Source organism: Kribbella sp. NPDC005582, from assembly GCF_040605415.1.
Taxonomy (GTDB): domain Bacteria; phylum Actinomycetota; class Actinomycetes; order Propionibacteriales; family Kribbellaceae; genus Kribbella.
The window spans coordinates 1,029,983-1,051,685 of sequence record NZ_JBEXCU010000003.1; the positions used below are offsets into that span (position 1 = coordinate 1,029,983).

23 protein-coding genes are annotated in these 21,703 nt (G+C 68.9%); 17 read left to right on the forward strand and 6 right to left on the reverse strand.

All coding sequences use genetic code 11. The features are described 5' to 3' along the window. The first annotated feature begins 1 nt into the window (after window position 1). Window positions 2-391 (forward strand): YccF domain-containing protein, encoded by a 390-nt coding sequence (locus ABZS29_RS22460; protein ID WP_355464218.1) that lies wholly within the window; start codon window positions 2-4, stop codon window positions 389-391. Next, window positions 388-1,119, forward strand: coding sequence for an MBL fold metallo-hydrolase (locus ABZS29_RS22465; protein WP_355464219.1), 732 nt, complete (start codon window positions 388-390; stop codon window positions 1,117-1,119). The genes ABZS29_RS22460 and ABZS29_RS22465 overlap by 4 nt, the downstream gene beginning before the upstream one ends. 276 nt (window positions 1,120-1,395) lie before the next feature. Here the strand turns inward: ABZS29_RS22465 and ABZS29_RS22470 are convergent, their stop codons facing one another. After that, entirely contained in the window at window positions 1,396-1,914 is a 519-nt protein-coding gene (locus tag ABZS29_RS22470) for a hemerythrin domain-containing protein (RefSeq protein ID WP_355464220.1), read from the reverse strand. 54 nt (window positions 1,915-1,968) lie between these two features. On the opposite strand from ABZS29_RS22470, the gene ddaH reads away from it, so the two are divergent. Then, on the forward strand, window positions 1,969-2,730 hold the full coding sequence (ddaH, locus tag ABZS29_RS22475; RefSeq protein ID WP_355464221.1) for a dimethylargininase: 762 nt from the start codon (window positions 1,969-1,971) through the stop codon (window positions 2,728-2,730). Here ddaH and ABZS29_RS22480 read toward each other — a convergent pair. Both ABZS29_RS22480 and ABZS29_RS22485 read right to left on the reverse strand, forming a co-directional pair. Continuing rightward, window positions 2,699-3,652 (reverse strand): tetratricopeptide repeat protein, encoded by a 954-nt coding sequence (locus tag ABZS29_RS22480; protein WP_355464222.1) that lies wholly within the window; start codon window positions 3,650-3,652, stop codon window positions 2,699-2,701. The two genes, ddaH and ABZS29_RS22480, sit on opposite strands and share 32 nt — an antisense overlap. Continuing rightward, window positions 3,645-5,015: a DNA polymerase IV gene (locus ABZS29_RS22485; RefSeq protein ID WP_355464223.1), complete on the reverse strand. Its 1,371-nt coding sequence runs from the start codon at window positions 5,013-5,015 to the stop codon at window positions 3,645-3,647. Before ABZS29_RS22485 ends, ABZS29_RS22480 begins: the two co-directional genes overlap by 8 nt. A gap of 156 nt (window positions 5,016-5,171) precedes the next feature. Between ABZS29_RS22485 and ABZS29_RS22490 the strand changes: the two genes are divergently transcribed. From ABZS29_RS22490 to yidC, 6 genes are all read left to right on the forward strand, one after another. After that, complete coding sequence (locus ABZS29_RS22490; RefSeq protein ID WP_355464224.1) at window positions 5,172-6,650, forward strand: glutamate--cysteine ligase; 1,479 nt, start codon at window positions 5,172-5,174, stop codon at window positions 6,648-6,650. Window positions 6,651-7,013: 363 nt separating this feature from the next. Next, window positions 7,014-7,427 carry a universal stress protein gene (locus ABZS29_RS22495; RefSeq protein ID WP_355464225.1) on the forward strand — a complete coding sequence of 138 codons (414 nt, stop codon included), beginning with the start codon at window positions 7,014-7,016 and terminating at the stop codon, window positions 7,425-7,427. 1 nt (window position 7,428) lies between these two features. Next, complete coding sequence (locus ABZS29_RS22500) at window positions 7,429-8,049, forward strand: HhH-GPD-type base excision DNA repair protein (protein ID WP_355464226.1); 621 nt, start codon at window positions 7,429-7,431, stop codon at window positions 8,047-8,049. A 233-nt stretch (window positions 8,050-8,282) separates the two neighbouring features. Beyond that, a complete protein-coding gene (locus tag ABZS29_RS22505; protein WP_355464227.1) occupies window positions 8,283-9,608 on the forward strand; it encodes an RNA polymerase sigma factor in 1,326 nt (441 codons plus the stop codon). A 4-nt stretch (window positions 9,609-9,612) separates the two neighbouring features. Continuing rightward, window positions 9,613-9,867 carry a DUF6412 domain-containing protein gene (locus ABZS29_RS22510; RefSeq protein ID WP_355464228.1) on the forward strand — a complete coding sequence of 85 codons (255 nt, stop codon included), beginning with the start codon at window positions 9,613-9,615 and terminating at the stop codon, window positions 9,865-9,867. A 60-nt stretch (window positions 9,868-9,927) separates the two neighbouring features. Then, entirely contained in the window at window positions 9,928-10,605 is a 678-nt protein-coding gene (gene yidC, locus ABZS29_RS22515) for a membrane protein insertase YidC (RefSeq protein WP_355464229.1), read from the forward strand. Between the two features lie 17 nt (window positions 10,606-10,622). Here yidC and ABZS29_RS22520 read toward each other — a convergent pair whose 3' ends face one another. Together ABZS29_RS22520 and ABZS29_RS22525 are read right to left on the reverse strand one after the other, a co-directional pair. Continuing rightward, window positions 10,623-11,432, reverse strand: coding sequence for a hypothetical protein (locus ABZS29_RS22520; RefSeq protein WP_355464230.1), 810 nt, complete (start codon window positions 11,430-11,432; stop codon window positions 10,623-10,625). 25 nt (window positions 11,433-11,457) lie between these two features. Next, window positions 11,458-12,189, reverse strand: coding sequence for a TetR/AcrR family transcriptional regulator (locus ABZS29_RS22525; protein WP_355464231.1), 732 nt, complete (start codon window positions 12,187-12,189; stop codon window positions 11,458-11,460). 134 nt (window positions 12,190-12,323) lie between these two features. Here ABZS29_RS22525 and ABZS29_RS22530 point away from each other — a divergent pair, with 134 nt between their 5' ends. The 6 genes from ABZS29_RS22530 (at window position 12,324) to ABZS29_RS22555 (ending at window position 18,531) form a co-directional block, all read left to right on the forward strand. Then, a complete protein-coding gene (locus ABZS29_RS22530) occupies window positions 12,324-13,289 on the forward strand; it encodes an RNA polymerase subunit sigma-70 (protein ID WP_355464232.1) in 966 nt (321 codons plus the stop codon). A gap of 71 nt (window positions 13,290-13,360) precedes the next feature. Then, window positions 13,361-14,749: a DHA2 family efflux MFS transporter permease subunit gene (locus ABZS29_RS22535; protein ID WP_355464233.1), complete on the forward strand. Its 1,389-nt coding sequence runs from the start codon at window positions 13,361-13,363 to the stop codon at window positions 14,747-14,749. Beyond that, window positions 14,746-15,498: an isocitrate lyase/phosphoenolpyruvate mutase family protein gene (locus tag ABZS29_RS22540; RefSeq protein ID WP_355464234.1), complete on the forward strand. Its 753-nt coding sequence runs from the start codon at window positions 14,746-14,748 to the stop codon at window positions 15,496-15,498. The genes ABZS29_RS22535 and ABZS29_RS22540 overlap by 4 nt, the downstream gene beginning before the upstream one ends. A gap of 25 nt (window positions 15,499-15,523) precedes the next feature. Beyond that, on the forward strand, window positions 15,524-15,859 hold the full coding sequence (locus ABZS29_RS22545) for a YciI family protein (RefSeq protein WP_355464235.1): 336 nt from the start codon (window positions 15,524-15,526) through the stop codon (window positions 15,857-15,859). Then, complete coding sequence (locus ABZS29_RS22550; RefSeq protein ID WP_355464236.1) at window positions 15,856-17,079, forward strand: RNA polymerase sigma factor; 1,224 nt, start codon at window positions 15,856-15,858, stop codon at window positions 17,077-17,079. Before ABZS29_RS22545 ends, ABZS29_RS22550 begins: the two co-directional genes overlap by 4 nt. A gap of 60 nt (window positions 17,080-17,139) precedes the next feature. Beyond that, window positions 17,140-18,531, forward strand: a complete 1,392-nt coding sequence (locus ABZS29_RS22555; RefSeq protein WP_355464237.1) for an MFS transporter — start codon at window positions 17,140-17,142, stop codon at window positions 18,529-18,531. On the opposite strand, the gene ABZS29_RS22560 is transcribed toward ABZS29_RS22555, so the two are convergent. Continuing rightward, window positions 18,528-19,340 (reverse strand): phosphotransferase, encoded by an 813-nt coding sequence (locus ABZS29_RS22560; protein WP_355464238.1) that lies wholly within the window; start codon window positions 19,338-19,340, stop codon window positions 18,528-18,530. The genes ABZS29_RS22555 and ABZS29_RS22560 overlap by 4 nt on opposite strands. Window positions 19,341-19,434: 94 nt before the next feature. On the opposite strand from ABZS29_RS22560, the gene ABZS29_RS22565 reads away from it, so the two are divergent. Continuing rightward, window positions 19,435-20,748, forward strand: a complete 1,314-nt coding sequence (locus ABZS29_RS22565; protein ID WP_355464239.1) for an MFS transporter — start codon at window positions 19,435-19,437, stop codon at window positions 20,746-20,748. Between the two features lie 42 nt (window positions 20,749-20,790). After that, a complete protein-coding gene (gene ppk2 / locus ABZS29_RS22570; RefSeq protein WP_355464240.1) occupies window positions 20,791-21,699 on the forward strand; it encodes a polyphosphate kinase 2 in 909 nt (302 codons plus the stop codon). The last annotated feature ends 4 nt before the right edge of the window (window positions 21,700-21,703 follow it).

A 21,703-nucleotide genomic window follows, 5' to 3' on the forward strand; every position in this document is an offset into this window, starting at 1 on the left:
TATGCGAACGCTTCTCAACCTGATCTGGCTGGTCCTCGCCGGCTTCTGGCTCGCGGTCGGCTACGCCGTCGCCGGCCTCATCTGCTGCGTGCTGATCGTGACGATCCCGTTCGGCATCGCGGCGTTCCGGATCGCCGGGTACACGCTGTGGCCGTTCGGCCGGACCATCGTCGACAAGCGCAGCGCGGGCGCCGGCGCGGTCCTCGGCAACATCGTCTGGGTGATCGTCGCCGGCTGGTGGCTGGCCCTCGGCCACCTCGTCACCGGCATCGCGCTGTGCGTGTCGATCATCGGCATCCCGCTCGGCGTCGCCAACTTCAAGCTGATCCCGATCTCCCTGCTCCCGCTCGGCAAGGACATCGTCCCCACCGACCAGCCGTTCGCCCGGTGAGGTCGCTGACCGTCCTCGGCTCCTGCGGCGCCTGGCCCGAGCCAGGCCGGGCATGCGCCGGCTTCCTGATCGAGTACGACGGCTTCCGCGTCGTACTCGATCTCGGCTATGCCGCCCTCCCGCAACTGCTCGCCCACCGGCCGCACGCCGAGGTCGACGCGGTCGTCGTCACCCACCACCATCCCGACCACTGCGTCGACGTGAGTGCACTGGCTCGCGTCCGGTACTACGAAACGCCGGACGCACCGCGGATCGCGCTACACAGTCCGCCCGGCGTGGTCGACGTACTGCGAGCGATTGAACCCAGCCCCGACCCCACAGTGGTCTTCGACCTCCACGACCTCGCAGACACCACCCGCCTCGGCCCGTTCGCCGTCGAAACGGTCCAGCTTCCGCACTACGTCACCAACTACGGCGTCCGCCTCACAGCCCCAGGTGTCTCACTCGCCTACACCGGCGACAGCGGCCCCTCCGCCGACCACGCGAAGCTTGCCGAAGGCACCGACCTGTTCATCGCCGACGCCACTCTGCAAGGCCCCGCACCCCGAACAGCCCCGCGCTACGTCATGACCGCAACCGAAGCCGCGGCCGCCGCCCGAGGCGCCCGCCGCTTGCTTCTCACCCACTTCTGGCCGGGCTCGGACCGCTCGATCTCCGTCGCCGAGGCCCAAGCCGAGTTCACCGGCGAGGTCATGGCCGCCACCGAAGGCCTCACCCTGCCGCTGTAAGCCTGGCCGTGGTGCCCGTCCGCCACTGAACCCACCGTGCATCCCGAACGTCGACTGTGCGGAGTGCGTCGCCTGCAATCGTTTGCCGACGACACACTCGTACCATTCGACGATTGGCTTCAGTGTGGCGCCGGCGGAACGGTGCACAAAGGTGGGTCCGCTGCTCTTTGGGCGCGGGGGCGCACCTTGTGCACCCACCAACCACTTGCACGCCTCCCAGATGGTTGGTGCGTGCACAAAGATGCGGTAGATGCACAAAGGTGCGGGGGCTGCAGGTCAGCTGGACTTGGCGTTGTCTACTAGCTTGCGGACGTTCTCGATGGCGCCGCAGCCGGACTCGATCAGGCGAGCGCGTTCCTGGCCGAAGGCGGCGCCGAGCTTGCGGCGCGTCTCCTCGGAGACGTCGGTGCGGGCCGGGTTGAGGACGTCGCGCTCTTCCTCGTCGAGGTGGTGGCTGAGTGCTTCGGAGAGCTCGTGGAGCTTCTCGCCGAACTCCTCGCTCGCGGTGTCTTCGACCTCCATCAGAGCGAGCAGGGCCTCGTTGCCTTCGTCGTGCTCGTGTTCGGAGTGCTCGACCTCGTCGCTGTCGATGGCGTCCTTGCGGCGCAGCTCCGGGTAGACCTTCGACTCCTCGGCCTCCGCATGGGCGATCAGCACGGTGGCCAGGTCGGCCAGGACGGCGGCCCGGTCGCTCTGGACGTCGCGCAGCTCGCGCAGCGCCTCTTCGAACCAGCGATGGTCGGCGAGGATGACCTCGACCACGTCACCATCCGAGGCCGGCAGGATCTTCGGCATCAGTATTTCCTCCTTCTCACGGTGCGCGGCCAGTACCCCGGTTACCCTGCGGCCATGCCCTCAGCCCTGGTACGCCGTCCGAGCCCGCGCCTCGCCGACGGCCTGGTCACGCATATCGAGCGAACGCCGGTCGATCCGGACCTCGCCGTACGGCAGTGGCAGCAGTACGTCGACGCTCTCGCGCAGCACGGATGGACCCCGGTCGAGGTGCCGCCGATCGAGGAATGCCCGGACGGTGTCTTCGTCGAGGACACGATGGTCGTGTACGGCGACCTCGCGGTGATCGCGCGTGCCGGAGCCGAGTCGCGGCGGCCGGAAGCGGCGGCCGCGGAGCAGGCCGTGCGTGAGCAGGGCTACCGCATCACCCACGTGACCGACCCCGGCACCTTCGACGGCGGCGACATCCTCAAGGTCGGAACCACCGTGTACGTCGGTCTCGGCGGCCGCACGAACGCCGAGGGCATTCGGCAACTCACAGCAGCTCTGACACCCATGGGAGCCGACGTCCGCGCCGTGCCAGTGCAGAAGGTGCTGCACCTCAAGTCCGCCGTGACCGCGCTGCCGAACGGCACCGTGATCGGCTACGAGCCGCTCGTCGACGATCCGGCGGCGTTCGATGCGTTCCTCGCCGTTCCCGAGGAGGCGGGCGCGCACGTCGTACTGCTGGGGGAGAACCGCTTGCTGATGGCTGCCTCCGCGCCCAAGTCGGCGGAGTTGTTCGCAGAGCTCGGCTACACGCCGGTCGTCGTCGACATCAGCGAGTTCGAAAAGCTCGAGGGCTGCGTCACCTGTCTGTCGGTGCGGCTTCGTCGGTGAGCAACTCGCGCGCTGCCTCGACAGCCGCCAGGTCGCGCTTCTTCCCGCGGGCCGCGCCGACTGCGCACGCGTCCCGCAGCGCGGCCCGATAGACCTCGGTGTCCGGATGGTCGGCGCCCAGTGCCTCCGAAGCGCCGACGACAGCTGCACTCAGCGCCTCGACCGACTCACCGATCCGCCCACACGCGAGCAGCGCACGCCCGAGCGCGGCGCGATCCCGGATCAGCTGCGGATCATGAGTGCCCAGATCATCGGCATCAACAGCGACGATGTCGGCCAGCAGACTCGCCTCGGACCGCGGTCCGCCGACCATCAGCCGCGCCCCCGTCGCACCTTCGATCGCGGCCCGCGTCAGCTCGTGCTGTGCGCCGAAGACACGAGTCAGCAGCGGCGTCACCAACTCGAACCACGCGATCGCGCGACCGTAGTTCCCCGTCGCGAGCAAACCCTGCGCGACCCGGAGCCGCACTCGCAGCGTGGCCGGATCGTCGGCCGGCAGCACGCTCTCCCGCTGCGTCAGCGCCGACTGGTAGAACGGCAGCGCCTGCCCCGGCTCCTTGGCCGCCCAGTACGACTCGGCCTGCCGGTACGACGGATCGCGCTCCAGCGCGGGATGGTCGCCGATCGCCGAAGTCGGCTCACCCGGTACGGCGACCACCGGGCGGTCGATCACCTTGCGAGCGACGTACGTCCGGCCGCCGGTCGGGATGATCCGGAACCGGCCGAGTTTGGCCAGCGGGACCCACAGGAACGTCCGGTAGAGCGTCCGCACCGACGAACCGCAGTTCTCGCAGACGTCGCTGTGACCGTAGAACCGGCTGCCGATCCCGGTCGCGCCGGCGGGGTCGGTGACCCGCCATGCGACCGACGACGCCGTACAGCTGCCGCAGAACGGGTAGACCCCCCGCCGCTCCTCATTCATTTGGCCCATTGTGTCGATTTTCGGGCTCGGCGTCTTCTTCTGCCGCCGCGGGTGCCGGTTTTGTCAGCAGCGGATCGTCGATCGCGAACGTTCGGACCGGCCCGGGCGGCGTCTCCGCAGTCTCGAAGCGCACCGTCACCCGCCCGCGGCCGGAGCCCCACACCCAGCCGAGACCGTGGTCGGGATGGTGCACGTCCTGGCCGGTGTAGTAGCCGCCCTGGTCGCGCGACCGCCGCTCCGGCAGCTCGATCACGTCGACGACCTCGGCCTCTGCTGCCTCGGCCGCCTCGCTGTCGGTGAAGAGGTCGTCCTGGATCCAGTCGGCCAGCGACGAGACACCGACGCCGAGCAAGCGGATGCCACCGGCCAGATCGGTGTCGTCGAGCAGCCGCCGGGCGACCCGTGCGATCACTCGCGGATCATCGGTCGGACCGGCGAGCGTGGAGGAGCGCGTGTGTGTGGTGAAGTCGTGCATCCGCGACTTCAGCGTCACCGTGCGCCCGGACAGCTGGGCCTTCTGCAGACGCTCGGAGACGCGGCGGGCCATCCGCTCGGCGATCGCGGTCAGCAGCGCGCGGTCGATGATGTCGGTCTCGAAGGTGTCCTCGACGCTGACCGACTTCGTCTCCCGATCGCTGACCACGGGCCGGTCGTCGGCCGCGACGGCCATCCGATGCAGGCTGGTCCCGTGCGCCGTCCCGACCTGACGGACGAGCTCGTCCTCGTCGAGCTGCTGCAGATCGGCGACGGTCCGGACGCCGGCCATGCTCAGCCGCTGCGCGGTCGCCGGACCGACGCCGGGAATCACCGTCACCTGCATCGGCGCGAGAAACTCGGCCTCGGTGCCGGCCGGTACGACGACCACGCCGTCGGGCTTGTCCAGGTCGCTGGCGATCTTCGCGATCAGCTTCGACGTGCCCGCCCCGACCGAGGCGGTCAGCCCACCGCTCGCCGCCCGGATCGATTCCTTGAGATCCTCGGCGATCGCGCGGACGTCGTCGTCGGTGAGCCCGGTCAGCCCGGCCGCGGCCAGGTCGATGAACGCCTCGTCGAGCGAGAGCGGCTCGACCAGCGGCGACAACGCCCGCATCTCGGCCATCACCGCCTGGCTGGTCGCGCGGTACACCTCGAAGCGGGGCCACAGGTACGCCGCGTGCGGGCACCGCGATCGTGCTTCCGCGGTCGACATCGCCGAGCGAACGCCGTACTTGCGGGCTTCGTAGGAGGCGGTGGAGACGACTCCGCGCAGCCCGATGCCGCCGACCACGACCGGCTTGCCGCGCAAGGAGGGTTTGTCGCGCTGCTCGACGGCCGCGAAGAACGCGTCCAGATCGACATGCAGCACCGACGGTTCCCTTCGCACCTGACCAGTCTCCCCTCCCGCACCGACAATTCCCGCTCCGGCGGTGGTTGCCGGTGGCAATACCGTCCACCACGCGAGTGGAAACGCCCACGAACGGGCACGGTCAGGCAGACTGAAGCGAGGAGTGCGTGCCGGGGCACGAGCAGGGGAGGCTACATGGGTGAGGAAGTCGACCGGGTCGAGTTCACCCGGGCGGATCGAACCGCGTTCCGCGACCAGGTGCATCGGAACCTGGACGCGTTCGCGCGGATGCTGCGGGAGGACCGGTTCGCTCCCGACCGGCCGATGACCGGGATCGAGATCGAGCTGAACCTGGTCGACGAGCAGTGCGACCCGGCGTTCAAGAATTCCGAGGTGCTGAGCGCGATCGAGGACGACGCGTTCCAGACCGAGCTCGGTCAGTTCAACATCGAGATCAACGTGCCGCCCGGGCAGATCGACGGGATCGGGCTGGACACGATGGAAGCCAACATCCGCGACAGCCTGAACGCGGCCGAGGAGAAGGCGTCCCGGACCGGCTCGTCGATGGTGGTGGTCGGCATCCTGCCGACGCTGCTCACCGAGCACATCCGGCGCGAGGCGCTCAGCACGAACCCGCGGTACGCGTTGCTGAACGACCAGATCTTCGCCGCCCGCGGTGAGGACGTGCAGATCTCGATCGACGGTGTCGAGCGGTTGCAGGTGACCGCGGACAGCATCGTGCCCGAGGCCGCCTGTACGTCGACGCAGTTCCATCTGCAGGTGACGCCGGAAGCCTTCCCGCGGTACTGGAACGCGGCCCAGGCGATCTCCGGTGTGCAGCTGGCGGTCGGCGCCAACTCGCCGTTCCTGTTCGGCAAGGAGTTGCTGCGCGAGACCCGCATCGCGTTGTTCGAGCAGGCGGCCGACACCCGCACGCACGAGCTGAAGACGCAGGGCGTGCGGCCGCGGGTCTGGTTCGGCGAACGCTGGATCACGTCGATCTTCGATCTGTTCGAGGAGAACTCGCGGTACTACCCGGCCCTGTTGCCGGTGACGTCGGACGAGGATCCGATCGCCGTGCTCGATCGCGGTGATACACCAGCCCTTTCGGAACTTCGCCTGCACAACGGGACGATCTATCGCTGGAACCGCCCGGTGTACGACGTTGTCCGGGAGAAGCCGCACCTGCGGGTGGAGAACCGGGTGCTGCCGGCCGGGCCGACCGTGGTCGACACGATCGCCAACGGGGCCTTCTATTTCGGCCTGGTCCGCGCGCTGGCCGACGACGAACGGCCGATCTGGTCGCAGATGTCGTTCAGCGCCGCTGAAGAAAACTTTCACGAGGCGGCCAAGAACGGTATCGACGCCGAGGTCTTCTGGCCCGGAGTCGGTACGGCGCGCGCCACCGAGCTGGTGCTTCGGCGGCTGCTGCCGCTCGCGTCGTCCGGACTCGAGTCGTGGGGCGTGGACACCGCCGTACGGGATCGGTTGCTGGGCATCATCGAGCAGCGTTGCCTGACCAATCGCAACGGCGCGTCGTGGCAGGTGGACGAGTTTCATCGACTGTATACAAAGGGATCGCACGGCCGGAAGGACGCGTTGCGCGGCATGCTCCGTCGCTACCGCGACCATATGCACGAGAACCTGCCGGTGCACGAATGGCCGATCGACTAAGCAGACAACGGTGGACAACACGCTCGGGGGAGCGTGGAGCCCGACCGGAACAAGGGTCAGCCGGGCGGAACCGGCGATCTTGCCCAGGGCAACTGGGTGGACGAGTTCGATAACGACCCGGCCTACAGGGGTGGCGTGTTGGGTGACAGCCCTGCAAAGGTGTGGCAACCGGAAGGTTAGAGCGTCCCGCCGCGGGTAGTACTCGGGCACTACCCGCTGACGTTCGGCCGACCGCGACACATCAGCTGGCAACTGCGACACCAGATGGTGTATAGGCAGCGGATGCCGACTCAGGCCGGGAGCAGTATCGTTCGGAACGGGTCGACCGTGACAGTGAGGCGACACCGGAGGTGAGGCAGGGCGATGACGACCATCGTCGTGGGATATGTGCCGAAGGCCGAGGGCCGTGCCGCCCTCCGGCGAGCGGCCGAAGAGGCGACGCTGCGCGACGCCAAGCTGGTGGTGGTGAACTCGCACCGTGGTGGTCGCAGCTTCGACAGCGACGAGGCCGCGGCGAGTGACGCCGCTTTGACGGAGGTACGGGAGCAGCTCGACTCGACCGGCGTGCCGTACGAGGTGCGGCAGTTGGTGCGTGGTCTCGACCCGGCGGAGGACCTGGTGGCCGTCGCCGAGCAGGTGCACGCGGAGTTCATCGTGATCGGCCTGCGGCGCCGGTCACCGGTCGGCAAGCTCATCCTCGGCAGCAACGCTCAACGCGTGCTGCTGGACGCACCGTGCCCCGTGCTCGCAGTAAAGGCCGAGGAAGGGGAGGAATAGGGTGACCTCGACACGCAGCAAGAAGCTGTGCCTCGCACAGCAGCCCGACGCCGACGAGATGCTGAGCAGAGACCCGTTCGCACTCCTGGTCGGCATGCTGCTCGACCAGCAGATCCCGATGGAGCGCGCGTTCGCGGGCCCGGTCGCGATCGCGAAGCGGATGGCCGGCCCGTTCGACCCGACCACCGTCGCGCACTACGATCCCGACGCCTTCGTCGAGATCGTCGCCGGTCCGCCGGCGGTGCATCGGTTCCCGACCGCCATGGCGGCCCGGATCCAGACGCTGGCCAAGCACCTCGACGAGGAGTACGGCGGCAACGCCTCGGGCCTGTGGTCGGACGTGAAGTCCGGCGACGACCTGCTGGCCAGGCTGTCGGCCCTGCCGGGGTTCGGCGCGCAGAAGGCGAAGATCTTCGTCGCGCTGCTCGGCAAGCAGCTGAAGGTGCGGCCGCGGGGCTGGCGGGAGGCGTCCGAGCCGTACGGCGAGGACGGCGCCTACAAGTCCGTCGCGGACGTCATCGATGTCGCGTCGCTGGTGAAGGTGCGGCAGTTCAAGATGGAGCAGCAGGTCGGCCGGCAGCGGGTGGTCGCCCGCCCGTTGCGGCAGACCCGGAACGGGTAACACGCCACAACGCAGTGTGTACGACTCAGGCCTCCACCGGCGCGGGTACGCCGTCCGGTGGAGGCCTGAGGACGTCCTTCGGGGGGTCGCGGAACGCCTTGGCTTGGTCTGCGGATTACAATGGAGTGTTGTCGCCGCCTGACCAGCGAGCCGCCGCACACTGTCGTACCCAGAAGCTTGTTGCACCAGCACCAGAACGTCGTACAAACCCTGCGTCAGACGAGAGGTATTTCGTGTCGTCCAGCTCGTCCGAGAATGTTCCCGCCGAGTCAGCCCGGGCAGTGGTCGCCGCCACCGCCCGCAGTGCGGCTCCGAGGACCAGCGCCCGAGTGACCGACCCCGCTGCCAAGAAGGCGGCGGCCGCGAAGAAGACTGCGGTCAAGGCCGCCGGCAGCAAGGAGGACGGTATCCCCGCCGCGAAGAAGGCCGCCGCCAAGAAGGCGCCCGCCAAGAAGGCAGTGTCCGAGGCCGGACTGGCGATCGACCCCAAGACGGGTAAGCCGCGTGCGCTCGACGAGGTCGACGACGCCGACTTCAAGCCCGATACGGTGAAGGTCCTGGAGAAGGAGATCACCGAGGACCAGGGCTTCATCGTGTCCGAGGCCGACGAGACCGACGAGCCCGAGCAGCAGGTGATGGTCGCCGGGGCCACGGCGGACCCGGTCAAGGACTACCTGAAGCAGATCGGCAAGGTCCCGCTGCTGAACGCCGAGCAGGAGGTCGAGCTCGCGAAGCGGATCGAGGCCGGCCTGTTCGCCGAGGAGCAGATCGGCGACGAGGCGAACAAGCTCAAGGAGAAGGTCCGCGACGAGTACGAGTGGATCTCCGAGGACGGCCGCCGCGCCAAGAACCACCTCCTCGAGGCCAACCTGCGCCTGGTGGTGTCGTTGGCCAAGCGCTACACCGGCCGCGGCATGCTGTTCCTGGACCTGATCCAGGAGGGCAACCTCGGTCTGATCCGCGCGGTCGAGAAGTTCGACTACACCAAGGGCTACAAGTTCTCGACGTACGCCACCTGGTGGATCCGGCAGGCGATCACCCGCGCGATGGCCGACCAGGCCCGCACCATCCGGATCCCGGTGCACATGGTCGAGGTCATCAACAAGCTGGCCCGTGTCCAGCGCCAGATGCTGCAGGACCTCGGCCGCGAACCCACTCCGGAGGAGCTCGCCAAGGAGCTCGACATGACCCCGGAGAAGGTCATCGAGGTGCAGAAGTACGGCCGCGAGCCGATCTCCCTGCACACGCCGCTCGGTGAGGACGGCGACTCCGAGTTCGGCGACCTGATCGAGGACTCCGAGGCGATCGTGCCGGCCGAGGCCGTCTCGTTCACGCTGCTCCAGGAGCAGCTGCACGCGGTGCTCGACACGCTGTCCGAGCGCGAGGCCGGTGTGGTCTCGATGCGGTTCGGTCTCACCGACGGCCAGCCGAAGACGCTGGACGAGATCGGCAAGGTCTACGGCGTCACCCGCGAGCGGATCCGCCAGATCGAGTCCAAGACGATGTCGAAGTTGCGGCACCCGTCCCGCTCGCAGGTTCTGCGCGACTATCTGGACTGATCACATGGGACAGCTGATCGCCGGCGCGCTTGCGCTGGTGATCCCTGTCCTCGATACGGCATCTCTGGCCGCCGCCGTGTTCACGGCGGCGGCTTTGCTGTTGGCGGTGCTGCTGGTCGCCCGCCGGTCGGCGCCGACCCCGGCACCGTTGCTCGCCCGCGCGGCCTCGGTCCGCGACCGCGCCGAGCGCACTGCGTTCCTCCGGCTCCGCGATCCGGACGCTGCCGGCAGACCCAGGCCCCGAGCTCCAGGACGGTAGCCCGCACGCTCCGGCGTGCCCTCGGGCCATCCGTTCCTTCGCACCCTCCTGGAGTTTGCTGTGCCTTCCTTCCTGGAGGCACCGGTTTCCGGTGCCTATCACCTGCTCTCGTCCCTCGTCACCGCCCTGCAGCCGCTGACCGGCCCCTGGGCCGCCGTCATCGCGATCGTCGCCTGCACGCTGCTGGTCCGGCTCTGCCTGCTTCCGCTGAGCGTCCGCGCGCAGCGCGGTCTCCGCGCCCGGGCAGCCTTGACGCCGCACCTGAAGAAGCTGACCGAGCGCCATCGCGACAACCCCGAGCGCCTGCAGCGTGAGCTGGCCAAGCTGCAAGCCGAGCACGGTACGTCGCTCTTCGCCGGCCTGCTGCCGACGTTCGCGCAGCTGCCGTTCTTCTGGCTGATGTACACGCTGTTCTCGCGGGCTCTCGTCGGCGGCGAGACCAACCAACTCATCAGCGGCACGCTGCTCGGCGCCCCCCTCGGCCTGCACTGGCCGGTCTTCGCCGCGACCCCGGGCTTCCTGATCCTCGCCGTACTGCTTGCCGTCGTCGCCTACTTCTCCGCCCGCCTCGCGTTGCGCCAACTGGACGAGTCAGCCACGCCCCTGTCCCGCAGGCTGGCCATGCTCCTACCCTTCGGCACCCTGCTCACGGTCGCCTTCGTCCCGTTGGCCGCCGGCCTCTACGTCCTGACCACCACGACGTGGACCGTCGTCGAACGAGCAGTCCTGCAGCGTTAGTTGCCTAGGGCCACAGTTCAGCCTTGGGAGCCGTGGTCGCGAGCGAACTGCGTCCAGCTCGCCATCCGCTGTTCGCGCAGCCGGCGGACGTTCGGGTCTTCCTGAGCGGCGGGCTGTGCGGCGGCGGTGCGCGTGGCCGGCGGGGGCGTTGCCACTCGCAGCGCCTCCTCGGTGTCGGCCTTCGCCGAGCGCGGCGCTTGTTCGGCGGCCCATGCCGCGTGGGCCGCCTTGGATTCGATACCGGCATCGCGAGACGGCTTCTCGGCGTACGCCGCATGTTCGGCCCGCGCGAGTTCGCGCGCGGGTGCCTGCTCGGCTTCGACGCGTTGCTCGATGTCGCGCAGGTCCCGGAAGCGGGCCTCGAACCCGATCTGCGTCTCGAGCGCGGCGGTCAGCTCGGGTGGGCCGTCGCCGGCGTAGTTGATCGCTGCCCGGATCTCGGCCGTGTGCTGCGCCAGTGCGGCTGTGCGCTGATCGGGCGTCCGCTCATCGTGCTCAGCCAGAGCCCGAGCGCGGTCGTTCAGGCGGAAGTCGAGCTGGTAGGGGTCGGCCGCTTGAAGCGCGGCGACACCGACTCGCTCCGGATACCAGCGGGCGTCGCGTTGGAGGTCGCTCATGCGCTCGGCGACCTCGGGGTACCCGAGCCCCGGATTCGCAACCATCATTCGCGCTACCTCGTGGGGCTGGTGCCCGCGGAGTTCGTTCTGGACGCGCCGCTCGGCGGGCGTCGGCTCTCGCCAGTACGACGGCGCCGGGGTCGGCGCTGAGCGCTCGCGACCGGGGGTCTCCGACGCTCGGTCGCCGCGGCGAGGCGTGTCCATGGCCATGGGGCCAGGCTAATCAGCGGACGGCTCACGCCTGGTGCAGGCGTGCCTCGAGGCCGTCCAGGACGCAGGCGAGGCCGTAGTCGAAGACCTCGTCAGCGGTGTCCGCGGCGCCCAGTGCGGTGTACTCGTCATACAGGGCGCGGATCCGTGGGTGCGGCTCGGCGGCTGCCTGGGCGGCCGGCCAGACCTTCTCCATCCAGTCCGCCGCGGACAGGCCGCTGCGCTGGATCTTGCTCATCGTGGCGGCCTCGGTGGAGGCGAGGCCCACCACGTAGCTGATCACCGCGGTGGAGGCGTGGTTGGCCTCGCGAAGGCTGAAGCCGGCTGTCTCGTAGATCGCGAGCATGCGGTCGGACATCCGCATCATGTTGGGGCCGATCAGCGTCAGGCCGACGTCCGCGAGCGTCGCACCCATCCACGGGTGCCGGAGGATCATGGCGCGGAAGCCCTGCGCGCACCGTGCCGCGGCGGCGCGCCATTCGCCGGGTCCGGAGATCTCCGGTACGTCGATCTCGGCGTACACGTGATCGATGACGAGCTCGATGAGCTCCTCCTTGTTGGCGACGTGCCAGTAGACCGCCGTCGCCACGGCGCCAAGCTCGGCGCCGAGCTTGCGCATGGTCAGTGCCTCCAGGCCGTCGGCGTCGAGGAGTTTGATCGCCGCGGCGACGATCTGCTCCTGACTGAGCGCCGGCTGCTCGCGGCGCCGGTTGCGCTTGGGCCGGGTCCAGACGGACGTGTACTCCTCGGTCGCCATAGCGGCAGCCTACTGGATGACCTGAACGCTGTGCAGGACTTGACCACTGTTCAATAACAAACCGCCTTTGGGTGGACCGATTCCTTTGGCGAGTTTGCGGAGTCTCTGTGGTACCGGTGGTACGAGGAGGGTCTGTGAACGACGAGTTTGCGTTCGACGGGGAGTTCGATGCGTTGCGTGGGGGACTGGTCGCCCACTGCTATCGGATGATCGGGTCGTATCACGACGCGGAGGATGTCGTTCAGGAGGTCTATCTGCGGGCGCGGAAGGGGCTGGCTGCCTTCGAGGGGCGGTCGTCGGTGCAGACGTGGCTCTATCGGATCGCGACCAATGCTTGTCTGACCGCGTTGAAGCATCGCAGCCGGCGGGTGATTCCGTCCGGACTCGGTGCGCCCGCGGATGACCCGGAGGCGCCGGTGGGGGATCGGCTCTCGGTGTCGTGGCTCGAGCCGTTGCCGGAGGCGGCGTTGGCTCGGGCCGGGGTGAGTGATCCGGTGCATGTTGTTCTCGAACGCGAGTCGGTACGGCTGGCGTTCGTGGTGGCGTTGCAGTACCTGCCGCCGCGGCAGCGGGCGGTCTTGCTCCTGTACGACGTCCTGGCGTGGAAGGCCCAGGAGATCGCCGAGGCGCTGGAGATCAGCGTGCCCGCGGTGAAGAGTCTGCTGCAGCGGGCGCGGAGCCGGCTCGCCGAGGTGGACCCGGAGTTGTCGGGGCCGCCGGTGCCGGAAGAGGTCGAGCGCGACCTTCTCGATCGGTGGATCCAGGCCTTCGAAGCGTCGGACATCGGTGCGATCGAGAAGTTGTTGCGCGACGACTTCGCGATCGAGGCGACGCCGCACACGACCTGGTTCAAGGGCATCGCGGTCTGTCTGCCGTTCATCGAAAGGCGGTCGCTCCGGCGGCCGGGGGAGTTGCGGCTGCTCGCGACCCGAGCTAACGGGCAACCGGCGGCCGCTGCGTACCGGCGCGACGAGTTCGGAGCGTTCGTCGCGAGTCACCTGGTCGTCCTCACGGTCGTCGGTGATCGGGTGGCCAAGTCGACCAACTTCCATGGCGCCGACCACGTGCTCGCGGCCGGATTCCCCGCCGTACTGAGCTGACCTCCGTCGCAGCGATGCGATTCGCCCGGTCCCGAGGTCTGTATCGGTGACAGCGAAGCGATGGAGGTTCTGTGCGTACGACGAACGAGCAGCGATGGGTGCTGGGACTGACCTCGATCGGGTCGGTGATGGTGTCGCTGGACGTGTTGGTGGTCGCGGCTGCGCTGACCACGATCCGGGGCGACCTCGGTGCGTCCGTCCAGCAACTCGAATGGACCGTGAATGCCTACAGCGTGAGCTTTGCGGTCCTCCTGATGACGGCGGCCGCGATCGGTGACCGCTGGGGTCGCCGCCGCACCTATGCGACCGGCCTGACCCTGTTCACGGTCGCGTCGGCAGCGTGCGCGCTGGCGAGCTCCGTGGAGTGGTTGATCGCGGCCCGGATCGTGCAAGGCGTTGGGGCGGCGATGGTGATGCCGCTGGCGATCGGACTGCTGACCGCCGCGTTCCCGCCGGAGCGACGAGGGTGGGCGGTCGGAGTCTTCAGCGGCGTGACCGGTCTCGCCGTACTGGGCGGGCCGGTGATCGGCGGCGCGGTGACCGAGGGCCTGGCGTGGCAGTGGATTTTCTGGATCAACCTTCCGGTCGGGCTGATCGCCGTACCGCTGGTGTTGCGCAAGATCCCGGAGAGCGCGGGAGTGGCTCGCCGCCTCGACCTCGGCGGTGCCGCTCTGGTGACCGTTGCGGTCTTGGGGCTGGTGTGGGGTGTGAGCCGCGGGGAGAGCATCGGCTGGTCGAGCGTGGAGGTGGTGACCTCGTTCGCGGTCGGTGTGCTGTTCCTCGTCGGCTTCCTCCTCTGGGAATCCCGGACGGCGCAGCCGATGGTGCCGGTGGAGTTCTTCCGGAACCGGATCTTCGCCGCGGCCAACGCGGCCGGCTTCCTGCTGACGGCGGCCCTGTTCAGTGCGGTCTTCTTCCTCTCCCAGTACATGCAGGCCGTCCTCGGCTCGGATCCACTCCGCGCCGGCCTGCAGTTGTTGCCGTGGACAGCGACTCTGTTCATCGTCGGTCCGCTCGCCGGTCGCCTGGTCGACAAGCTCGGCGAACGGCCGCTCGTGGTGATCGGCCTCAGCCTGCAGGCCGTCGGCCTGTGGTGGTTGAGCCACGCGACCACCGGCTCCACCCAGTACGGCGAACTGGTCGCCCCGCTGATCGTGGCCGGCTGCGGAATCTCGCTGGCGATGCCGGCCGCGCAGACCGCCGCGATGAGTGCACTGCCACGGGAAGCCGTCGGGATCGCCTCCGGCATCTACAGCATGAACCGCCAACTGGGCGGCGCGGCAGGGGTCGCCGTACTGGGGTCAGTGTTCGTGGCGGCCGGTGGTTACACCGGTGCCGGATTCACCCGGGCCGTGGCGGGCGCGGCGGTGCTGTCGGTGCTGGGCGCACTGGCCGGCTTCGCGATCACGGCCCGCAAAGCCGAAGTACCCCTCAAACAACCAGTCTTGGAGACACGATGAAAGCCGAGATTCTCCGGTCACTCCACGTGCCGGGCACACCGTTGATCGTCCCCAACGCCTGGGACGCCGCGTCGGCGCGGATCGTCGCAGAAGCAGGCTTCCCAGCTGTCGCGACCAGTAGTTTCGCCACAGCAACCATCCTCGGGTACGCCGATGGCGAGCTCGCGCCGGTGGACGACATACTGGCGGCTGTCGCTCGCATCACGCGCGCGGTGGACATCCCCGTCACCGTCGACTTCGAGCGTGGCTACGGCCTGCCGCCCGCCGAACTCGTGAAGCGCTTCCTCGACACCGGCGCGGTCGGGCTGAATCTGGAGGACTCCAATCCGCGCACCGGAGCGATGATCGAGGCCGCCGAACAGGCCGACTTCCTGGCCGCCGTCCGCGCGGCTGCGGGCAGCGACCTGGTGATCAACGCACGAACCGACTCGTTCCTGCGCCGCGACGGATCAGCGACGGCGCAACTCGAGTCGTCGGTCGATCGCGGCACGTTGTACCTCGCGGCCGGCGCCGACTGCGTCTATCCGATCGCGACCGGCAATCCGGAGGTGATCCGCGCGTTGACCGAGCGGATCGACGGCCCGGTCAACGTCGGCTTCGGGCGCGGCGAGCGGACGGTGGCGGACTTCGCCGCGCTGGGTGTCGCCCGGGTCAGCTTCGGTCCGCTGCTGCAGCAGCACGTCTACCAAAGGCTCGCCTCGACCGTGCTGCCGGCGCTTGCCTCAGGCAACAATCCGTTCGCGTGCTGACACTGGCCGGTGCGAGACTGACCCGATGAAGTACGCCCTGCTGATCTGCGACGACGAGTCCGACCTCCGCAGCAACTCGGAGATCGAGGCCGATCCCGTGCATGTCACCTGGCTCGCCGATCTCGAACGGCGCGGCGCGCGTCTGTACGGCGCGCGCCTGCGCCCGAGCGTGGACGCGACCACCGTGCGGGTGCGCAAGGACGAGACGCTGGTGTCGGACGGCCCGTTCGCCGAGACGAAGGACTTCATCGGCGGACTGGTGATCGTGGAGTGTGCGGATCTGGACGAGGCGATCGCGATCGCGGCCGGTCATCCGTGGGCCGCGACCGGCAGCATCGAGATCCGCCCGGTCTGGGAATGACCGTCCAGGAGGCCGTCGCGGCGGCGTACCGGGACGAGTGGGGCCAGGTGGTCGGCACGCTGATCGGTCTGTTCGGGGACTGGGACCTCGCGGAGGACAGCGCGCAGGAGGCGTTCGCCGAGGCGCTCCGGACCTGGCCCCGCGACGGTGTCCCGAGGCGTCCGGGTGCGTGGCTGACGACGACAGCGCGGAACCGCGCCCGGGACCGCTTGCGGCGCGACACCGTCGGGCAGGCCGCGCTGCGTCAGAAGGCGCTGCTGAGCAGCGAGCCCGCCCCGGAAGAGATCCCCGATGAGCGGCTCCGGCTGATCTTCACCTGTTGCCATCCCGCCCTGCCCTTCGAGGCGCGGGTGGCGTTGACCTTGCGGACACTCGCCGGTCTGAGCACCGCGGAGATCGCCAAGGCGTTCCTGGTCGCCGAGCCGACGATGGCGCAGCGGATCGTGCGCGCGAAGCGCAAGATCGCCGAAGCCGGCATCCCGTACCGCGTTCCGCCCGCCGAGCTGCTGCCGGAGCGACTGGCCGCGATCCTCGCGGTGCTGTACCTGATCTTCAACCAGGGCTTCGACGAGCACGACGAGAACCGGGCACTGACCGGCGAGGCGATCCACCTCGGCCGGGTCCTGACCCACCTTCTGCCGGCTGAGCCCGAGCCGCGTGGCCTGCTGGCACTGATGTTGCTGCACGAGGCTCGGCGGGAGACGCGGATCAGCGATGGCGTGCTCGTCACGCTCGAGCACCAGGACCGCTCGCAATGGGATCGCGCGCTGATCGAGGAGGGCCTCGAGATCCTGGACGAGGCACTCGCCGGCGGGCGCACCGGGCCGTACCAGCTCCAGGCCGCGATCGCTGCCTGCCACGCGGTTGCGCCGGACACGGCGCACACCGACTGGTCGCAGATCGCTGCGCTGTACGCCGACCTGGCCAAGCTCACGCCGTCGCCGGTGATCGAGCTGAACCGCGCCGTCGCCGTCGCGATGGCCGATGGTGTCTCGGCCGGTCTGGCGATCGTCGACGAGCTCGACCGCTCCGGACAGTTGTCCGGCTACTACCTGTTGCCCGCGACGCGGGCGGATCTCCTGCGCCGTGACGGGCGTGTCGCCGAGGCTGTAACGGCGTACGACGAGGCCCTGGTGCTCGCGCCGACCGAGGCCGAGCGGCGCTATCTGGCGGGTCGGATCGCCGAGCTGCGACCGGGCGGAAAACTTTCTGAGCGCTGATGTCGATCTGCGATGACCTCGCTCGTCGGTGGGACACATTCACCGACGAAAGGGATGACGATGACGCAGGTCGAAGCCGACCGCGGTTCTGCGGCGACGGATCGGGGCCACCGGCGGCTGGTGCTCGCACTGGCCTCGGCCGCGATGGCGATGGTGGGGCTGGACACCGCCATCGTGAACGTGGGAGTGCCCTCGATCCAGCGTGACCTCGGGATCGGCAACGGCACCGTGCAGTGGGTGGTGGTCGTCTACGGGCTGTTGCTCGGTGGGTTCTTGCTGGTCGGCGGCCGGATGGCCGATCACTTCGGGCGGCGGCGGATGTTCGTCCTCGGGCTCGGGGTGTTCACGGTCGCGTCGTTCTTGTCGGGTGCCTCGAACGGGGCCGACGTACTGATCGCGGCCCGGGCGCTGCAGGGCTTCGGTGCGGCGATGATCGCGCCCGCCGCATTGGCGCTGCTCGCGGTGACCTTCGCCGAGGGCGCGGAGCGGGATCGAGCGCTCGGCATCTTCGGAGCGGTGGGCGCGGCGGCCGGATCGGTCGGCGTGGTCGCGGGCGGCCTGCTGGCCGGCGGTCCGGGATGGCGGTGGTCGTTCTTCATCAACGTCCCAGTGGGCGTTGCCGGTGTGGTGATCGCGGTGATCTACCTCCGCCGTGACCAGGTGACGGATCGGGGCGCCAAGCTTGATCTGGCCGGAGCCACCACGGTGACCGGAGGTCTCCTGCTCGCCGTGTACGCCTTGCATCACGCCGCTCAGCACCGCTGGACCTCGGTTTCCAGCCTGGCTCTTGCAGCGGCGGCCGCCGTTCTGCTGGCGACCTTCGTCTGGATCGAACGGCGCTCGGTCGCGCCGCTCGTGCCGGGGTCGACGCTGAAGAACCGGACGCTCGTCATCGCGAACCTGACGGCCTTCCTCGCGTACTGCTCGCTGCTGGCGTTCATCTTCATCGGCTCGTTGCTGATGCAGCAGCAGCTGGGCTACTCGCCGACGAAGACCGGGCTGTCCTGGCTGACCACGACGGTCACAGTCGTCGTCGTGGCCACGGTCAGCTCGCGCTTCGTCGGGCGGGTCGGCGTACGGGGAATGTTGCTGGCCGGGCTGATCGTCATCGCGGCCGGAACGCTCTGGTTGACGAGACTCCCAGCCGACGCTGACTACGTCATCGATCTGGTGCCGGCCTTCCTGCTCGTCGGTGCGGGCTTCGGACTGTGCGGACCGGCCCTGCAGATCGGTGCGCTGTCCGGCGTCGCCGGCGAGGACTCAGGTCTTGCGTCCGGACTGGTCGAGACCATGCGCGAGATCGGCGGAGCCACCGGCGTCGCCACAGTCTCGACCGTGCTCGTCAACCGTGCCGGCGTCGACGGCTTCCACACTGCCTTCGCGGCGATCGGCGTACTGGCGGTGGCTGGTGCTTTGATCGCCGGGTTCGGCTTCCGGCGGGCCGGTCGTTAGTCGAGGAGTGCCGCCGTGATCGCGTCGGCGTTCTCGTCGAGCCAGTGCTGACGGTGGTTGATGACGCTGCCGACGCCCTCGTCCCACATCCGGGCCCAGCCGCCGCCCTGAGTCTCGGCGCGGAACTTCATCGTGTGCCAGGCGCGCTCGTTGAGGCCGACGGCGAGCGGCATCAGCCGGCGGCGGCCGTCCTCGGACAGTCCGTAGGCGTCTGCGATGAGGCGGCTGCGGCGCGGCCGATCGAGGCCGCGCAACAGCGGGTCGAGGTCCTCGTCGGCGCCGAAGGGTGCCCACCAGAGCATTAGGTTGACCACCTCGCGGACGCGGCTGACAGGCCGGGCCATATCGAAGTCGATCAGGGCATGCGCGCGGCCGTCGCGGAAGACGACGTTCTCGGGGGTGATGTCCTGGTGGCCGACGAGCTCTGGCGGGTCGGCCAGATCCGGCAGACCCGGCGGCTCGATCGGCGCCGGGAGGTTGTCCGGGATGCCGAAGCCCTCGGCCGCGTCGTCGTAGGCGCGGACCAGTTGGGCGACCGAGATCATCCGGTCCTCGTCGGCGATCCAGCTCGGACGTGGCCGGCCCGCGACCTCGCCCTGGATGTAGGTGAGCACCTCGCGGCCGGCGGAGTCCAGGCCCAAGTGGCGCGGAGCGCCGGTGAAGCCGACCGCCTCCAGATGACGCAACAGTCCGCGGACCATCTCGGCCCGCTCGCCGGGAGGCCGCCGTACCGTGCTGCCGACCCGGACCAGTCCCACGGTCACATCGCCACCGAGCAGTGGGACCTCTTCACCGTCGTCGTCGAACACAGAACGTCCTCATTCCACTGGATGAAACATATGTCCGCACAAGCTCGGAGCGTTCGATAACGTGCAACGATCCGCACTCAGAACGGAGCACGCAGTGACCGCCACCACCGTCAAGGCGCCGCCCGGCGCGACCCGTCGACGCTACTTGATCCTAGGCCTCGCGTTCGTCGGACTCTCGCTGAATTATCTGGACCGGGCCAACCTGAGCGTCGCCCTGCCGTTCATCGAGGACGACCTGCACCTCAACCTGTCGAACGCCGAGAAGGGCTTGATCCTCGGCGCGTTCTTCTGGGCGTACGACGGCGCGATGCTGGCCGCCGGCTGGTTCGCCGATCGGGTGGGATCGCGCAAAGCGTTCACGTTCGCGGCGCTGTGGTGGAGCGTGATCACCGCGCTGACGCCGCTGGCGCGTGGCTTCTGGTCGCTGTTCGCGTTCCGGTTCGCACTCGGCGCAGGGGAGGCCCCGGCGTACCCGAGTGCGACCAAGGCGGCGTCACGCTGGTTCCCGCGGCACGAGCGCGCGTTCGCGACCGCGGTGATCGACTCGGGATCGCGGGTCGGGACTGTGCTGTCGCTGCCGGTCGTGACGGCGCTGATCGCGTTGGTGAGCTGGCACTTCTCGTTCGTGGTGCTCGGCGTGATCGGCGTTCTGTGGGCCGCGGTCTGGTACTGGTACTACCGCGATCCGCGGCAGCACTCGGGCGCCAACGACCTCGAGCGCGAGTACATCGCGAACAACGGCGCGCGCCTGGAGGAGACCGACGACGAGGCCGCGGCGCAGATCCGCTGGCGGGACCTGTTCCGGTACCGGACGGTCCGCGGCATGATGCTCGGCTTCTTCTGCCTGAACTTCGTCATCTATTTCTTCCTCACCTGGTTCCCGTCGTACCTGAAGGACGCACGGCACCTCGACCTGGCCGAGCTGGGCACCCTGGGCACGCTGCCCGGAATCACCGCGATCGCGGGCGGCTGGATCGCCGGTATCGTCGCGGACCGGCGGATCCGCGCCGGCGCCGACGTCACCCGGGTGCGCAAGACGGTGATGGTGGGCGGCCTGCTCGGCGGGGCCGCGATCGTGTTCGCGGCCCCGGCCAAGTCGGTGTACGTCGCGCTGCTCTTCCTGGCGATCTCGTACGCGAGCCTGGCGATCGCGGCGACGGGAATCTGGTCGCTGCCGGGCGACGTGGCGCCGAGTTCCCGGCACGTCGCGTCGATCGGCGGCATCCAGAACTTCGCGTCCAACATCGCCGGCATCATCAGCCCGTTCGTCTTCGGCCTCCTGCTCGACCTGTACGACGGCAGCTACCTCCCGGCGTTCCTCCTCGCGGGTGTGGTCGCGGTGATCGGCGCCCTCACCTACGCGTTCATCGTCGGCCGGGCGGAGCCGCTGCCGGTGCTCGATCGCTGACCTGTTCACCTGGAAGTCATCCGGTCACCCGAACCTGAGGCCATGAACACCCCTGACTTGGTTCAAGAGCTCGGCTTCCGCGTGCTGGACGAGGAGGACGACGATCCGGTCCTGCTCCGCGCCGACGGTACGCCGGTCGACACCTGGCGCGAGGGCTACCCGTACGGCGAGCGGCTGCCGCGCGAGGTCTACGACCGGGACAAGCGGCTGCTCCAGATCGAGCTGCTGAAACTGCAGTACTGGGTGAAGCGGTCGCAGCAGAAGCTCGTCATCGTCTTCGAGGGCCGGGACGCGGCCGGCAAGGGCGGCACGATCAAGCGGTTCATGGAGCACCTGAACCCACGCGGCGCGCGGATCGTCGCGCTGGAGAAGCCGAGCGAGCGCGAGAAGACGCAGTGGTACTTCCAGCGGTACGTCGAGCACCTGCCGTCGGCCGGAGAGATGGTGCTGTTCGACCGCTCCTGGTACAACCGCGCCTGTGTCGAGCGGGTGATGGGCTTCTGCACCCAGGACGAGTACGAGGAGTTCATGCGGCAGACGCCGGACTTCGAGCGGATGCTGGTCCGCTCCGGGATCCTGCTGGTGAAGCTGTGGTTCTCGGTCTCACAGTCGGAGCAGCAGACCCGATTCACGATCCGCCAGATCGACCCGGTCCGGCAGTGGAAGTTGTCGCCGACCGACCTCGCCTCGCTGGACAAGTGGGACGCCTACACCGAGGCGAAGGAGTCGATGTTCCACTACACCGACACTCCGGTCGCCCCGTGGACCGTTGTCAAGAGCAACGACAAGAAGCGGGCCCGGCTCGAGGCCATGCGGCATGTCCTGAGCCTGTACGAGTACACGAACAAGGACCACGAGCTGGTCGGGCAAGCGGACCCGAAGATCCTCGGCCCGGCCGCTCAGGTGCTCGAACACGGCGAGACCGCGAACCGGGCCTTCCCCATCCTCTGACCGA

What these genes read in the sequence shown, in the direction of transcription:
- ABZS29_RS22460 (WP_355464218.1), top strand. Translation starts at nt 2, where the DNA reads ATGCGAACGCTTCTCAACCTGATCTGGCTGGTCCTCGCCGGCTTCTGG.
- ABZS29_RS22470 (WP_355464220.1), bottom strand. Translation starts at nt 1,914, where the DNA reads ATGCCGAAGATCCTGCCGGCCTCGGATGGTGACGTGGTCGAGGTCATC.
- ddaH (WP_355464221.1), top strand. Translation starts at nt 1,969, where the DNA reads ATGCCCTCAGCCCTGGTACGCCGTCCGAGCCCGCGCCTCGCCGACGGC.
- ABZS29_RS22480 (WP_355464222.1), bottom strand. Translation starts at nt 3,652, where the DNA reads ATGAATGAGGAGCGGCGGGGGGTCTACCCGTTCTGCGGCAGCTGTACG.
- ABZS29_RS22490 (WP_355464224.1), top strand. Translation starts at nt 5,172, where the DNA reads ATGGGTGAGGAAGTCGACCGGGTCGAGTTCACCCGGGCGGATCGAACC.
- ABZS29_RS22495 (WP_355464225.1), top strand. Translation starts at nt 7,014, where the DNA reads ATGACGACCATCGTCGTGGGATATGTGCCGAAGGCCGAGGGCCGTGCC.
- ABZS29_RS22510 (WP_355464228.1), top strand. Translation starts at nt 9,613, where the DNA reads ATGGGACAGCTGATCGCCGGCGCGCTTGCGCTGGTGATCCCTGTCCTC.
- ABZS29_RS22520 (WP_355464230.1), bottom strand. Translation starts at nt 11,432, where the DNA reads ATGGCCATGGACACGCCTCGCCGCGGCGACCGAGCGTCGGAGACCCCC.
- ABZS29_RS22525 (WP_355464231.1), bottom strand. Translation starts at nt 12,189, where the DNA reads ATGGCGACCGAGGAGTACACGTCCGTCTGGACCCGGCCCAAGCGCAAC.
- ABZS29_RS22540 (WP_355464234.1), top strand. Translation starts at nt 14,746, where the DNA reads ATGAAAGCCGAGATTCTCCGGTCACTCCACGTGCCGGGCACACCGTTG.
- ABZS29_RS22545 (WP_355464235.1), top strand. Translation starts at nt 15,524, where the DNA reads ATGAAGTACGCCCTGCTGATCTGCGACGACGAGTCCGACCTCCGCAGC.
- ABZS29_RS22550 (WP_355464236.1), top strand. Translation starts at nt 15,856, where the DNA reads ATGACCGTCCAGGAGGCCGTCGCGGCGGCGTACCGGGACGAGTGGGGC.
- ABZS29_RS22555 (WP_355464237.1), top strand. Translation starts at nt 17,140, where the DNA reads ATGACGCAGGTCGAAGCCGACCGCGGTTCTGCGGCGACGGATCGGGGC.
- ppk2 (WP_355464240.1), top strand. Translation starts at nt 20,791, where the DNA reads ATGAACACCCCTGACTTGGTTCAAGAGCTCGGCTTCCGCGTGCTGGAC.